This is a genomic window from Pseudomonas sp. HMSC065H01 (assembly GCF_001815235.1).
GTDB lineage: Bacteria > Pseudomonadota > Gammaproteobacteria > Pseudomonadales > Pseudomonadaceae > Pseudomonas > Pseudomonas aeruginosa.
This window is the reverse complement of record NZ_KV819855.1, coordinates 270,246-284,623: the sequence shown is the minus strand read 5'-3', so window position 1 is coordinate 284,623 and position 14,378 is coordinate 270,246. Positions and strand designations below refer to the sequence as shown.

15 protein-coding genes are annotated in these 14,378 nt (G+C 66.8%); 1 reads left to right on the top strand and 14 read right to left on the bottom strand.

From position 1 onward, the window contains the following. Positions 1-57 precede the first annotated feature (57 nt). Positions 58-1,029 carry a helix-turn-helix transcriptional regulator gene (locus HMPREF3014_RS06955; protein WP_003083105.1) on the bottom strand — a complete coding sequence of 324 codons (972 nt, stop codon included), beginning with the start codon at positions 1,027-1,029 and terminating at the stop codon, positions 58-60. Between the two features lie 108 nt (positions 1,030-1,137). Here HMPREF3014_RS06955 and HMPREF3014_RS06950 point away from each other — a divergent pair, with 108 nt between their 5' ends. Further along, positions 1,138-1,824: a glutathione S-transferase family protein gene (locus HMPREF3014_RS06950; RefSeq protein WP_003083103.1), complete on the top strand. Its 687-nt coding sequence runs from the start codon at positions 1,138-1,140 to the stop codon at positions 1,822-1,824. A 33-nt stretch (positions 1,825-1,857) separates the two neighbouring features. On the opposite strand, the gene HMPREF3014_RS06945 is transcribed toward HMPREF3014_RS06950, so the two are convergent. The 13 genes from HMPREF3014_RS06945 to flhF all read right to left on the bottom strand — a co-directional run bounded on the left by HMPREF3014_RS06945 (position 1,858) and on the right by flhF (position 14,334). Then, a complete protein-coding gene (locus tag HMPREF3014_RS06945; RefSeq protein WP_003083101.1) occupies positions 1,858-2,265 on the bottom strand; it encodes a DUF2802 domain-containing protein in 408 nt (135 codons plus the stop codon). 30 nt (positions 2,266-2,295) lie between these two features. After that, positions 2,296-2,775, bottom strand: a complete 480-nt coding sequence (locus HMPREF3014_RS06940; protein ID WP_003083098.1) for a chemotaxis protein CheW — start codon at positions 2,773-2,775, stop codon at positions 2,296-2,298. 45 nt (positions 2,776-2,820) lie between these two features. Beyond that, positions 2,821-3,711, bottom strand: coding sequence for a CheW domain-containing protein (locus HMPREF3014_RS06935; protein WP_003083094.1), 891 nt, complete (start codon positions 3,709-3,711; stop codon positions 2,821-2,823). A gap of 91 nt (positions 3,712-3,802) precedes the next feature. Next, a complete protein-coding gene (locus tag HMPREF3014_RS06930; protein ID WP_003083092.1) occupies positions 3,803-4,591 on the bottom strand; it encodes a ParA family protein in 789 nt (262 codons plus the stop codon). Between the two features lie 94 nt (positions 4,592-4,685). Further along, complete coding sequence (gene motD, locus HMPREF3014_RS06925; RefSeq protein ID WP_003083090.1) at positions 4,686-5,576, bottom strand: flagellar motor protein MotD; 891 nt, start codon at positions 5,574-5,576, stop codon at positions 4,686-4,688. A gap of 12 nt (positions 5,577-5,588) precedes the next feature. After that, positions 5,589-6,329, bottom strand: a complete 741-nt coding sequence (locus HMPREF3014_RS06920) for a flagellar motor protein (RefSeq protein WP_003083089.1) — start codon at positions 6,327-6,329, stop codon at positions 5,589-5,591. 88 nt (positions 6,330-6,417) lie between these two features. Continuing rightward, positions 6,418-7,524: a protein-glutamate methylesterase/protein-glutamine glutaminase gene (locus HMPREF3014_RS06915; protein WP_003083085.1), complete on the bottom strand. Its 1,107-nt coding sequence runs from the start codon at positions 7,522-7,524 to the stop codon at positions 6,418-6,420. Positions 7,525-7,577: 53 nt separating this feature from the next. After that, complete coding sequence (locus HMPREF3014_RS06910; protein WP_023087615.1) at positions 7,578-9,839, bottom strand: chemotaxis protein CheA; 2,262 nt, start codon at positions 9,837-9,839, stop codon at positions 7,578-7,580. Between the two features lie 200 nt (positions 9,840-10,039). After that, on the bottom strand, positions 10,040-10,828 hold the full coding sequence (locus HMPREF3014_RS06905) for a protein phosphatase CheZ (protein WP_003083075.1): 789 nt from the start codon (positions 10,826-10,828) through the stop codon (positions 10,040-10,042). 19 nt (positions 10,829-10,847) lie between these two features. Beyond that, a complete protein-coding gene (locus HMPREF3014_RS06900) occupies positions 10,848-11,222 on the bottom strand; it encodes a chemotaxis response regulator CheY (RefSeq protein WP_003083073.1) in 375 nt (124 codons plus the stop codon). Positions 11,223-11,323: 101 nt separating this feature from the next. Continuing rightward, positions 11,324-12,067 carry an RNA polymerase sigma factor FliA gene (gene fliA, locus HMPREF3014_RS06895; protein WP_003083070.1) on the bottom strand — a complete coding sequence of 248 codons (744 nt, stop codon included), beginning with the start codon at positions 12,065-12,067 and terminating at the stop codon, positions 11,324-11,326. Further along, a complete protein-coding gene (gene fleN / locus HMPREF3014_RS06890) occupies positions 12,064-12,906 on the bottom strand; it encodes a flagellar synthesis regulator FleN (RefSeq protein WP_003083064.1) in 843 nt (280 codons plus the stop codon). Before fleN ends, fliA begins: the two co-directional genes overlap by 4 nt. Before the next feature lie 138 nt (positions 12,907-13,044). Next, positions 13,045-14,334, bottom strand: a complete 1,290-nt coding sequence (gene flhF, locus HMPREF3014_RS06885; protein ID WP_003083061.1) for a flagellar biosynthesis GTPase FlhF — start codon at positions 14,332-14,334, stop codon at positions 13,045-13,047. Positions 14,335-14,378: the final 44 nt, after the last annotated feature.

Here is a 14,378-nt window from a genome sequence, read left to right as displayed (position 1 = left end):
AGGACCGATTCTAGAAAGCGGCAGCCGCGCGATTAATAGGACTTTTCCTCTAAATGCCTACCTGTGATCCGAAGCTTCCTCCTGGCCCAGGTTACGCAGGACACGCTCGGCCTGGCGCCTCAACGGCTCGCGCAACTCCAGCGGCTGCCTGACCTCGAAGTCGAACGGCAGGCCGCACAGGCGCCGGGCGAACCAGTCCAGGTCGTCGGTGCTGGCGCGCAACAGCGTACCGCCATCGACCTCGGCGAGCAGACCGAGGGGCTCGCCGAGCACCGCGACCACCTGCTCCCTCGCCGCCCGCATCAGGATTTCCACCGGGTAGGCGCGCGGCATCCGGGCGAAGCTCTCCCGCAGGTGGCGGAGGGTATCGAAATCCGCCGGTCGCTCGAAGCGCTCCGCCAGCATGCGCGGCGCGTCCAGGCGATCGAGACGGAACGAGCGCAACGCCTGGCGCAGGTGGCAGAAACCGCTGACGTACCAGCAGCCGTTGCGATAGGCCAGGCCGTAGGGATCGAGTTGGCGGAGGGTTTCGGCGCCCTGCGGGTCGCGATAGCGGAACTCGACCCGCGCACGGACCTGGGCGGCTTCGGCGAGGGTCGCCAGCGCCGCCACACTGGTTCCCGCCCGGGCGCGGGCCAGGTCCAGGCTGGCGGTCTCGCGGAGCGCCACGAGGCGCCGCCGCAGCGCAACGGGCATCACCCTGCTCAGCTTGGCCTGCGCACTTTCCAGGGCCAGCTCGCTTTCGCCCAGGCCGAGACTGCGCACCGCCAGCAGGCCGAGGGACACGGCCAGGGTTTCCTCCGCGCTGAACATCAGCGGCGGGAGCTTGAAACCGGCCACCAGGCGGTAACCGCCATGGCGTCCGCGCTCCGCCGAGATGGGAATGCCCAGCTCCTCGAGGGCGACGATATAGCGACGCAGCGTCCGTCCATCCACCTCCAGGCGCCTGGCCAGCTCGCTACCGCTGAGCTGGCCGTGGCTCTGCAGCAGTTCGAGCAGGGCGAGCACGCGCACCGTGGGCTTGGACATTTTTCGATCCGCCGGAAAAAACAGGACCGAATATAGCCTATATCCCCTCTACCCTGCGTTCAGCCCGGTTGCGATGCGCAACGTGCGTTACCTGAACGGAGATGGAAAATGGAACCTGTACTGTTTTATGGCGTACCCCACGGCTGTTCCTTCGGCTCGATCGTGGCCCTCGAGTGGCTCGGCCGCCCCTATCGCCTGTGTCGGATCGAGATGCCGCTGGAGACCGGCGAGCGCACCTACGTGCGCCTGAACCCGGCTCGCCAGACGCCCACCCTGCTCCTGGAGGACGGCCGCGCGCTCAGCGAAAGCCTGGCCATTCTCCAGCACCTGGCGGCGCGCGACCTGTGCAGGAAGCTCGGTTATCCGCAGGGCAGCGCCGAGTTCGACGAACTGAACTTCGCCCTCGCCCTCCTGCATACCGAATGCCATTCGGCCTGGGGAGCCCTGTTCTATCTGGAGGACGCCGACGCAACCACGACGGCAAGGGCGCTGACGCGCGCGGCGCGAGCCTATGGCCGGATCGACAAGCTGCTCGGCGACCGCAAGTGGCTGGCCGGCGAAGGGCCGAGCGTGGCCGACGCCTACCTCGCGGGTACCGCTCGCTGGGGACGGGAGCTGGGCTACTTCGACCTGCAACACGACTTTCCGCGCCTGCATCGACACCTGGAGAAGCTGGAGCAGGACCCGGCGGTGCGCTTCGCCCATGCCATCGAGGATCGCCTGCCGGCGCAGAGCTGCGGGGAGTTCAGGGGAGAGGTGACACTGGCAGAAGTGGCGAGCCGCCTGCTCGCCTGAAAAGCGCCAGCGCCAGCGCCGGGCCGGCGACCGTCACTTGCCCTTGGCTTCGTGCAGGCGCGCCACCAGCTCGGCCTCGGCCTGCGACAGACCGCAGGCCTGGGTCAGGTCTTCGGCGCTGGCGCCGAGCCCGACCAGGCGTGCGGCCTGGCTGAACGACAGCGTGGTCGGATCGCGCTGCTCCAGGCGCGCGACCCGGTCGGGAAGCGGCGCGAGTTGCTTGCCGAGGTCCTGCAAGGCCTCGCCCATGCGCACGTTGACCTGCTGGTAGGACTCGATGCGCTTGCTCAGCTCCTTGAGCCGGCGCTCGCGCGCGGCGCCCTCCTCCGCCTGCTGCGCCAGCGCAGCTTGCAGGCGGCGCAATTCACGGCGCAGCCACAGGCACGCCGCCGCCAGGCCGAGGCAGGCGGCGAGCGCCAGTGCCAGCGCGACGACCTCCATCTCAGCAGGCCCTCGTGTCGGTAGAACGCATCAGATGCTGCCCAGCTCCGACCATTCTTCCTCGGTCATCATCTTGTCCAGCTCGACCAGGATCAGCAGCTCGCCGTTCTTGTTGCAGACACCCTGGATGAACTTGGCCGACTCTTCGTTGCCGACGTTCGGCGCGGTCTCGATTTCCGACTGCTTCAGGTAGACCACCTCGGCGACGCTGTCGACCAGGATGCCGACCACCTGCTTGTCCGCCTCGATAATGACGATCCGCGTGTTGTCGCTGACCGGCGCAGGGTCCAGGCCGAAGCGCTGGCGGGTGTCGATCACCGTGACCACGTTGCCGCGCAGGTTGATGATGCCCAGCACGTAGCTCGGCGCGCCCGGCACCGGGGCGATCTCGGTGTAGCGCAGCACCTCCTGGACCTGCATCACATTGATGCCGTAGCTCTCGTTGTCCAGGCGGAAGGTGACCCACTGCAGGATCGGATCTTCGGCGCTTTGCGCGGTGGCTTTGCTCATTCCCCTAACCTCTCGAAAACCGCCGCAAGTGGCGGAAGCTGTCTATCAATGGTCGCCGTGCAGGCGCTTGACGGCGCCGCTGGCGATCAGTTCGGCGAGCGCCGCCACATCCAGCAGCGCACACATGTGTTCGATGACCGTGCCGGCCAGCCAGGGGCGCTGGCTACGCTGGCTGCGCCATTTCACCTCGGCCGGGTCGAGGCGGATCGAGCGGCTCACCTGGTGCACCGCCAGCCCCCACTCGTAGCCCTGGACCGAGATCACGTACTTGAGGCCGTCGCGATAGTCGTCGCGGTAGCGTTCGGGCATCACCCAGCGTGCGGTGTCCAACACCTTCAGGTTGCCCGCCTGCGACGGCAGGATGCCGAGGAACCAGTCGGGCTGGCCGAACAACGGGGTCAGTTCCTGGTTCTCCAGCGGATAGATCGAGCCGAGGCACACCAGCGGCACCGCCAGGGTCAGCCCGGCGACGTCGAACAGCAGGCACTCGAAGGGCTCCGCCGCCCAGGCCGGACGACCGTCGTCGAGCAGCGGCAGGTCGAGCAGCGGCGGCTCGCCGACGCTCGCCGGGGCGCTCGGCACGCGCAACTCGATGACTTCGTGGGGCCGTGGCTCGACCGGCAGCTCGCGCAACGTCGTCGGTTCGTCGAGCAGGGCCGCCGGCGCCGGCGGAACCAGGCGCGCATCGCGGACCTGCTCCTCGAGCACCGCGGCCTCGAACTCGTCGAACCCGTGGTCGACCGGCAGCGTTTCCAGCGCCGGGGCCGGTGTCGCCACTTCGGCGACCGCCAGCGCGACAGGCTTCAACGGCGCGGGCGCAGGCGCTGGCGGCGTCTCGACGAGAGGTTCCAGGTCCTCGAAAGTGGCCTCCTGGAGCAACGCATCCAGGTAGGACTGCAAGGCCAGTTGCGAACGGGTGGCGGTGGCGGCGCTCATGTGGGTATTCCGCGACAGGGGTCTACAACGGTTATCGGCCGCACTCCGGTGCGGCTTGAATGCGCCTGTCGGCGCGGCGACCGGCGCGCCATCAGGCCACCCGGGTGGCCGGCTGCTGCGCCAGCAGATGCTTGAGCAAGGCGCGGTAGGCGATCACCCCGCGACTCTTGCCGTCGTGCTGCGACGGCGTGACCCCGGCCCGGCTGGCATCGCGCAGGCGGGTATCGATGGGAATGAACGCCTGCCACAGGTTGTCCGGGTAGTTCTCGTTGAGAATCCGCAGCGTGCTCAGCGAAGCCTGGGTCCGCCGATCGAACAGCGTAGGTACGATGGTATAGGGCAACGCCTGTTTGCGCGACCGGTTGATCATCGCCAGGGTGTTGACCATCCGCTCCAGCCCTTTCACCGCGAGGAACTCGGTCTGCACCGGGATCACCAGGTGCTGGCTGGCGGCCAGGGCGTTGACCATCAGCACGCCGAGCAGCGGCGGGCTGTCGATGATCGCATGGTCGAAATCCTGCCAGAGCTGCGCCAGGCTCTTCGAGACCACTAGGCCGAGACCGCTCTTGCCCGGCGACTGGCGCTCCAGGGTGGCCAGCGCGGTACTCGACGGCAGCAGGGAAATGCGTTCGTTGCTGGTGCTGCGCAGCAGCGAGGCCGGCAGCCCCTCGGGGACGTTGCCCTGGTGCAGGAACAGGTCGAAGGCGCTGTGCTCGAGGGTGTCCGGGTCATAGCCGAAATAGCTGGTCATCGAGCCGTGGGGGTCCAGGTCGACCACGACCACGCGCTTGCCGGCATCCGCCAACAGGCCGGCCAGGGCGATGGACGAGGTGGTCTTGCCGACCCCTCCTTTCTGATTGGCGACTGCCCAGACTTTCATTGCTCTACTCTTCCTGGCATGGGTCTACCCGGTTGGGGCCGCGCTAATGGCCAGTTCGGCCCCGGCGCCCGTACGCAAACCATGGTTCGCGCGCTCATGGCGAAGGCGACGGGGAATTGACGGTTGCCGGCGCGGGCGCCGGCGTACCGCCAGTATCTGCAGCTTGCGTGCCAGCTGCCGAGCCTGCGTGGCGGAGCGCCGAATCCGGTTGCGCCTTGCCGCTGCCGACCCCGCTGACGCTGCGTCGCACCTCCAGGTTGCGCGAGATCACCAGCACCACCCGGCGATTCTTCGCCCGCCCCTCGGCGCTGGCATTGTCCGCCACCGGCTGAAATTCACCATAGCCCACCGCAGCCATCCGCGACGGCTCGACCCCATCGTTGCCGAGCAGGCGGACGATGCTCGCCGCCCGCGCCGCCGACAGTTCCCAGTTGGTGGGATAGCGCGGGCTATGGATCGGCACGTCGTCGGTGAAGCCCTCGACATGGATCGGGTTCTTGTAGGGCGCCAGGATCTTGGCGACCTTCTCGACGATATCGAAGGCGGCATCGTTGGGCAGCGCATCGCCGCTGGGAAACAGCAGGCTGGAATTGAGAGTGATCTCGATCCACAGCTCGTTGCCGCGCACGCTCAACTGGTCGGAGGCGATCAAGTCGCCGAAGGCATCGCGCACGCTGTCGGCGATCCGCTCCAGCGAGTCGGCGCTGGCCGCGTTGTCGCTGGGCTGCTCCTCGACGCTGGTGCGCTCCGGCTCGGTGGTGCGCGGCCGCTCGTCGCCGATGGGAATCGGCTTCAACGAGCGGTCGGGCTGGTTGAACACGCCGGTGAGGGTCTCCGAGAGGATCTTGTACTTGCCCTCGTTGATCGAGGAAATCGAATACATCACCACGAAGAAGGCGAACAGCAGGGTGATGAAGTCGGCATAGGAAACCAGCCAGCGTTCGTGGTTCTCGTGTTCCTCCTGGTGGCGACGGCGGCGCTGCATGCTCGGCTCCGGTCAGTCCATGAAGCCTTGCAGCTTCAACTCGATGGAACGCGGGTTCTCGCCCTCGGCGATGGACAGCAGGCCCTCCAGGAGCATCTCGCGGTAGCGCGACTGGCGCAGTACCAGGGTTTTCAGCTTGTTGCCGATCGGCAGCAGGAGCAGGTTGGCGAAGCCGACGCCATAGATGGTGGCGACGAAGGCCACGGCGATGCCGCTGCCGAGCTGCGCCGGGTTGGCCAGGTTGCCCATCACATGGATCAAGCCCATTACCGCGCCGATGATGCCGATGGTCGGCGCATAGCCGCCCATGCTCTCGAACACCTTGGCGGCCTGCAGGTCGCGACTTTCCTGGGTGAACAGGTCGACCTCGAGGATGCTGCGGATGACTTCCGGCTCGGCGCCGTCCACCAGCAGTTGCAGGCCCTTGCGCGCATAGGGATCGGGCTCCGCATCGGCGATGCTCTCCAGGCCGAGCAGGCCTTCCTTGCGCGCGGTCATGCTCCAGGAGACGATCCGGTCGATTCCCCCGGAAAGATCCTCGCGCGGCGGGAAGAACACCCAGCCGAGCATGCCCAGGCCGCGCTTGAGCACGTTCACCGGGGTCTGCAACAGCGCCGCGGCCAGGGTGCCGCCGATCACGATCAGCGCCGCCGGACCGTTGAGCAGGGCTCCGGCGTGGCCGCCCTCGAGAAAGTTGCCGCCGACGATGGCGACGAACGCCAGGATGATCCCGACCAGGCTGAGCACATCCATCAGCGCGTCCCCTCGGCTCGGCGAAGGCGCGCGCAGCTCGTCACGTGGGTGGCCATCGAAGGCAGTCTCCTCATTCCTGCACGCACGCTTACTGGCACGCCTCGACCAGGTGCCGGCCGATGTCGTCGAGCCCGTACACCGCGTCCGCCAGGTTGGCCTTGACCACGGCCATCGGCATCCCGTAGATCACGCAACTGGCCTCGTCCTGCGCCCACACCTGGCTGCCGCCCTGCTTGAGCAGGCGCGCACCCTCGCGCCCGTCGGCGCCCATGCCGGTGAGGACCACCGCCAGGACCTTGTCGTTGTAGGCCTTGGCCGCCGAGCCGAAGGTCACGTCGACGCAGGGCTTGTAGTTCAGGCGTTCGTCGCCGGGGAGGATGCGCACCGTGCCGCGGCCGTCGACCATCATCTGCTTGCCGCCCGGCGCCAGCAGCGCCAGGCCGGGACGCAGGATGTCGCCGTCCTCCGCCTCCTTGACGTTGATCCGGCACAGCTTGTCGAGGCGCTCGGCGAAGGCCTTGGTGAAGGCCGCCGGCATGTGCTGGATCAGTACCAGCGGCGCCGGGAAGTTGGCCGGCAACTGGGTCAGCACCCGCTGCAAGGCAACCGGTCCACCGGTGGAGGTACCGATCGCGACCAGCCGGTAGGCCTTGCGCTTCGGCGCCGCCGAGGTCGACGCCGGGGCCGGCGACGCGCCGGCACCAACACGCGCGCTCGCGCCGACGCTGGAGGACGACGCCGGCGCATGGCTGGACGAGGTGGCCGAAGGCAGCGGCGGCAGGCTGATCGAGCGACGATTGCTACGGGCGATGGTCAGGACCTTCTCGCAGAGCAACTGGCGGACCTTGTCCGGGTTGCGCGAGATGTCCTCGAAATTCTTCGGCAGGTAATCGACCGCTCCAGCGTCCAGTGCATCCAGGGTCACCCGCGCGCCCTCGTGGGTCAGCGAGGAGAACATCAGGACCGGGGTCGGGCAACGCTGCATGATGTTGCGTACCGCGGTGATGCCGTCCATCAGCGGCATCTCGTAATCCATGGTGATCACATCGGGTCTCAGGGCCAGCGCCTGCTCGATGGCCTCGCGGCCATTGGTGGCGGTGCCGACCACCTGGATCTGTCCATCGGCGGAGAGAATCTCCGAGACACGGCGGCGGAAGAACCCCGAATCGTCCACCACCAGGACTTTGACTGCCATAGCTACTCCTCAGAGGGCGACGCTCCTGCGCCGCCGGAAACCCATACGCGGCGTCAGATGCGCCGTGCGTAACGCTTGAGCATGCTCGGCACATCGAGGATCAGGGCGATGCGCCCGTCCCCGGTGATGGTGGCACCCGCCATGCCGGGGGTGCCCTGCAACATCTTGCCGAGTGGCTTGATCACCACTTCTTCTTGTCCCACCAACTGGTCGACGACGAAACCGATGCGCTGGGTGCCGACCGACAGGATCACCACGTGTCCCTCACCCTGCTCTTCGTGGGCCGCACTCGGCACCAGCCAGCGCTTGAGATAGAACAGCGGCAAGGCCTTGTCGCGGACGATCACCACTTCCTGGCCATCCACGACATTGGTGCGCGACAGGTCAAGATGGAAGATTTCGTTGACGTTGACCAGCGGGAAGGCGAACGCCTGGCTGCCCAGCATCACCATAAGGGTAGGCATGATCGCCAGGGTCAGCGGCACCTTGATGACGATCTTCGAGCCGGACCCCTTCTGCGAGAACACGTTGACCGTGCCGTTGAGCTGGGAAATCTTGGTCTTCACCACGTCCATGCCGACGCCGCGGCCGGACACGTCGGAAATCTCGGTCTTGGTCGAGAAACCCGGGGCGAAGATCAGGTTGTAGCACTCCAGGTCGGTCAGGCGGTCCGCCGCATCGCGCTCCAGCAGGCCCTTCTCCACCGCCTTGTTGCGCAGCACCTCGGCGTCCATGCCCTTGCCGTCGTCGGTGATCATCAGGAGGATGTGGTCACCCTCCTGCTCCGCTGACAGCACCACCTGGCCGACCCGCGGCTTGCCGGCGGCCTCGCGCTCCTCCGGACTCTCGATGCCGTGGTCGACGGCGTTGCGCACCAGGTGCACCAGCGGATCGGCGAGGGCCTCGACCAGGTTCTTGTCGAGGTCGGTCTCTTCGCCCACCAGCTCCAGGTTGATCTCTTTCTTCATGTTCCGCGCCAGGTCGCGAACCAGGCGCGGGAAGCGGCCGAAGACCTTCTTGATCGGCTGCATGCGGGTCTTCATCACCGACATCTGCAGGTCGCCGGTGACCACGTCGAGGTTGGCCACGGCCTTGGCCATGGCCTCGTCGCCACTGTTCAGGCCCAGGCGCACCAGGCGGTTACGCACCAGCACCAGCTCGCCGACCATGTTCATGATCTCGTCGAGACGCGCCGTATCCACCCGCACGGTGGTCTCCGCCTCGCTTGCCGCGGGCCTGTCGGGCGCCGCCGGACGCGCGGCGGCGGCCTTGGCCGGAGCGACCGGTTTCGCCGCGGGACTCTTCGCCGCGATGTTCTTGGCTACCGCCGCGGCGGCCGCCACGGCCTCGGAGGCGCCGTTGAACTTGCCCTTGCCGTGCAGTTCGTCGAGCAGCGACTCGAACTCGTCGTCGCTGATCTCATCGCCGCCCGCGGCGGCCGGCGCCTTGCCCTGCTCCGCCGGCGCAGCCGCTGGAGCCGCGGCAGCCGGTGCGGCGGGTGTGCCGGCGGCTTCCGGGACATCGCCGAACTTGCCCTTGCCGTGCAGTTCGTCGAGCAGCGCCTCGAACTCGTCGTCGCTGATATCGTCACCAGCGGCAGCCGCGGCCGGCTCGACCGCCTCGGCGGGGACTTGCGCAGGCTCGGCCGAGACCGCCGGCGGGACGAACTTGCCCTTGCCGTGCAACTGGTCGAGCAACGCCTCGAACTCGGCGTCGCTGATCTCGTCGCCAGCGGGAGCCGCGGGCGCTTCTGCAACGGCGGAGGCCGGCGCTTCGTCGCCCTGGAGAGCATCCAGCAACTGCTCGAACTCGTCGTCGGTGATATCGCTGGAGGCACTCTGCGCGGGCGCTTCCGGCGGCGCCGCAGGCTCGGCTGGCGGAACGGCCGCTGGCGGCGCTTGCACAGGTTCCGCGGGCGCGGCGCCCTCGGGCTCGGCCAGGCGGGCAAGGGCCGCCAGCAGTTCGGGCGTCGCCGGGGTCGGTTCGGACTGCTCGCGCACTTGGTCGAACATCGCGTTGACCGTATCCAGCGCCTGCAGCACCACATCCATCAGTTCGGAGCTGACGCGCCGCTCGCCCTTGCGCAGGATATCGAAGACGTTTTCCGCAATGTGGCAGCATTCCACCAGCGCGTTCAGCTGGAGGAAGCCGGCACCGCCCTTGACCGTATGGAACCCACGGAAAATGGCATTGAGCAGGTCCATGTCGTCCGGCCGGCTCTCCAGCTCGACCAGTTGCTCGGACAATTGCTCGAGAATCTCGCCGGCCTCAACCAGGAAGTCCTGGAGGATTTCTTCATCGGCGTCGAAGCTCATTCGGCTGCTCCCAGAGACGTGTTACTCGAAAGGATCGGCAGGACCGCTGTCCTGCCGGAAATACCGGCCCGGCTTTCCGGACCGACTTCAGCCCGCCCGCCGGGATCACCGGCATGACGAAGGCTGTGCCGGCAGCCCGCGGATGCCAGCGTTCAATGCTTACTTAACGGCAGCGATGCCGCAGTCTTGAGCCGGGCGGGTCAGAAACCCAGGCTGGACAGCAGATCGTCCACGTCATCCTGCCCGGACACCACATCCTCTCGTTTTTCCGCGGCGACCTGCGGCCCCTCGCCCTTGGCCGAACGCTCCAGCGCGGCCTGGTGGCGCATGCTCACGTGGTCGTGCTCGATCCCGGCGTAACGGTCCACCTGGCCGGCCATCCAGACCAGCTTCACGAGGTTGCTCTCGACCTCGGTGACCAGCTTGGTGACACGCTTGATCACCTGGCCGGTCAGGTCCTGGTAATCCTGCGCCAGCAGGATGTCATTGAGCTGCGAGGACAACTGGCCGGCGTTCTCGCCGCTGCGCACGAGGAACTGTTCGATGCGCTTGGCCAGCTCGCGGAAGCCGTCAGCGTCGATTTCCCGGCGCATGAAGCGTTGCCACTCCTGGTGCAGCTCCCGCGAATCGTCGCCCAACTGGTTGACCAGCGGGGCGCTCTGCTCCACCAGGTCCATGGTCCGGTTGGCGGCCTTCTCGGTCATTTCCACCACGTAGGAAAGACGATCGGTGGCATCGGCGATCTGCGACATTTCCTGCGCGTGGGGGGAATGCGGGTCGATCTGGAAATCGACGATGGCGTTGTGCAGTTCGCGGGTCAGCTTGCCCACTTCCTGGTAGAGGCCACGGTCCCTGGCCTGGCTGAGCTCCTGGATCAATTGCACCGCCTGCTGGAAGTGCCCCCGTTCGAGACAGTCCACCAGTTCGCGCGCATGTTTTTTCAGGGTCGATTCGAATTCGTCGCCCGTGGAATCGTTACCAAGCACCATGACACCCTCTTGGCCGGCTTCAGCCGTTGACCCGCTCGAAAATCTTCTCGATCTTTTCCTTCAGGACCTGAGCGGTGAAGGGTTTGACCACATAGCCGTTGACCCCGGCCTGGGCCGCTTCGATGATCTGGTCGCGCTTGGCCTCGGCGGTGACCATCAGCACCGGCAGGTGCTTGAGGCGCTCGTCGGCGCGAACCGCGCGCAGCAGATCGATGCCGGTCATGCCCGGCATGTTCCAGTCGGTGACGAGAAAGTCGAAATTGCCGCTGTGCAGCATCGGCAGCGCCGTGGTGCCGTCGTCGGCCTCGGCGGTATTGGTGAAGCCCAAGTCCCGCAAGAGGTTCTTGATGATGCGTCTCATCGTGGAAAAGTCGTCCACGATGAGAATTTTCATGTTCTTGTCCAAGTAAACCTCCGTACAGACCAGAGCGCGCCCCAGGGGACGCGCCACACATTCTTTTGCGTTAATGGTTACAAGCTGCGGTCGAGGCCGGTTCAGGCCGACCGCCAATCGGCCAGGCGCGCGCGCAAACGCGCGGCGCACTGGCTGTGCAACTGGCTGACCCGCGATTCGCTGACGCCCAGTACCTCGCCGATCTCCTTGAGGTTGAGTTCCTCGTCGTAATACAACGCCAGCACCAGGCGCTCGCGCTCCGGCAACTTGGCGATGGCATCCGCCAGGGCCGCCTGGAAACGTTCGTCGAGCAGGCCGTGGATCGGTTCGTTGTGACTGAGGCTGGTGTCTTCCGGCAATCCATGTTCGCCGTCCTGCAACAGGTCGTCGAAGCTGTACAGGCGGCTGCCCTGCGTGTCGCTGAGGATGCCGTAGTAATCTTCGAGGCTCAATTGGAGTTCGGCAGCAACTTCGTGATCTTTAGCGTCGCGCCCGGTTCTCGCCTCGATCGCGCGGATCGCGTCGGTCACCATGCGCGTGTTGCGGTGCACCGAACGCGGCGCCCAGTCGCCCTTGCGGACCTCGTCGAGCATGGCCCCGCGGATGCGGATGCCGGCATAGGTCTCGAAGCTGGCGCCCTTGCCGGCGTCGTATTTCTTCGCGGCCTCGAGCAGGCCGATCATGCCGGCCTGCATCAGGTCCTCCACCTGCACGCTGGCCGGCAGGCGGCCGAGCAGGTGATAGGCGATGCGCTTGACCAGTGGTGCGTAACGCTGGATCAGTTGCTCCTGGGAGTTCTGCGCTTGCGCCTTGCTATACATACGCACTCCAGAGGCCGCTGTCATACGGCCGAACCTGTCGCGGGGTGTTGGACCAGTCGTTCGACGAAGAACTCCAGGTGCCCGCGCGGGTTGGCCGGCAGCGGCCAGCTGTCGACCTTCTGCGCGACCGCCTTGAAGGCCAGGGACGCCTTCGAGCGGGGGAATGCCTCGTATACGGCTCGCTGTTTCTGCACGGCCTTGCGTACCGACTCGTCGTAAGGGATGACACCTACATACTGTAGTGCGACGTCGAGGAAACGGTCAGTGACCTTGGTCAGTTTGGCGAACAGGTTGCGTCCTTCCTGCGGGCTGTGGGCCATGTTGGCCAGGACCCGGAAGCGGGTCATGCCGTGGTCGCGGTTGAGCAGTTTGATCAGGGCGTAGGCATCGGTGATCGAGGTCGGCTCGTCGCAGACGACCAGCAGCACCTCCTGCGCGGCGCGGACGAAACTGACCACCGAATCGCCGATCCCGGCGGCAGTGTCGACGACCAGGACATCGAGGTTGTCGCTGATATCGCTGAACGCCTGGATCAGCCCCGCATGCTGCATCGGCGAGAGGTGCACCATGCTCTGCGTGCCGGAGGCCGCGGGAACGATGCGCACGCCACCGGGACCGAGGAGGAGGACATCGCGCAGTTCGCAGCGTCCCTCGATCACGTCGGCCAGGGTGCGCTTGGGCGTGAGTCCCAGCAGGACGTCGACGTTGGCCAGGCCGAGGTCGGCATCCAGCAGCATGACGCGACGGCCGAGATCGGCCAGAGCCAGTGCCAGGTTCACCGACACATTGGTCTTGCCGACGCCGCCCTTGCCGCCAGTTACTGCGATCACCTGTACGGGATGCATGCTACCCATCTGCTTCATACCTTGTGTTGTCGTCTTCCCGGAACGCCCCTTCCAGCGCTCTCCGGTATTGGCGGGAACGATGCGCCATCGCTCCCGGCCCGGCGGAAGCCACCTTCGCTTCCGTCACCCGCGCCACGCGCGGTTCTTCCCACGTCCTCAGCCGGCACGCCGCGCCGGTTGCTGGTAGAGCCCGGCGAACATCTCGGCCATGGCGTCCTCGCTGGGCTCTTCCGGTGCCTGCAGGCTCACCGCCCGGCTGACCAGTTGGTGACTGCGCGCCACCTGCAGGTCGTCCGGAATCCGCGGCCCATCCGCCAGATAGGCTACCGGGAGACGCTGGGCGATAGCCAGCGCCATCGATTCACCGAGGCTGCCCGCCTCGTCCAGCTTAGTCAGGATGCAACCCGCCAGCCCGCAGTGCCGATAGGTCTGGTAGGCCGACTTGAGCACCTGGCTCTGGCTGGTGGTGGCCATCACCAGGTAATTCTTCACGTTCAGGCTCGGCGACGCCAGTGCCTCGAGCTGCATGCGCAATGCCGGGTCGCTGGCCGGCAGGCCGGCGGTATCGATCAGCACCATGCGCTTGCGCGCCAGCGGCGCCAGGGCCTGGATCAGCGACTGGCCGGGATCGACCAGGGTCACCGGTACGTTGAGGATCCGACCGAGGGTCTTGATCTGCTCCTGGGCGCCGATCCGGTAGCTGTCCATGCTCACCAGCGCCAGGCTCTGGGCGCCGTACTTGAGGACGTAGCGCGCGGCCATCTTCGCCAGGGTGGTGGTCTTGCCGGCACCTGCCGGGCCGACCAGGGCCAGTACGCCGCCCGCGTCGAGCGGGTCCTGCTCGGGGGTCTGCACGGCACGCGACAGGTGCGCCAACAGCATGCGCCAGGCCTGGCGCGTATCGCCCACCGCGGCGACCCGCTCCAGCAACGGCTTGCTCAGCTCCGCCGGCAAGCCCATGCGCTGCAGGCGCCGCCAGAGATTGGCCTGCTGCGGACGCTGGTGCTGCAACTGGCCCCAGGCGATGGAACCCAGTTGTACCTCGATCAGCTCGCGCAGGCCGTTCAGTTCGAAACGCATTGCCTCGAGGGTCTGGCCGCCCGCCTGGGGCTTGGCCTGCGCCGCCGTCATGGACTCGGCCAGGGACGGACGCGCCGGCTTCTCCTCGGCGAACAATTGACGGTCCTTGCGCTGGGTTTCCGCCGGACGCGCCGTCAACTCGGCGCGCGCCTCTGCGATCCGCGCCTGGGTCTTGCGCAGCTCCACTTCCAGCGCCGGGTTGGGCTTGCTCGGCGCCGGCGGGGCCTGGTAATCCAGCGCCGCGGTCAGCTCGATGCCGCCGGCGACCCGGCGGTTGCCGAGAATCGCGGCGTCCGGACCCAGTTCGTCGCGGACCAGTTTCATGGCCTGGCGCATATCGGCGGCGAAGAAGCGTTTGACTTGCATTGCCCGAACCCCTCAGTTCAGTAGTCTTGCCGGCAACCTCAGGT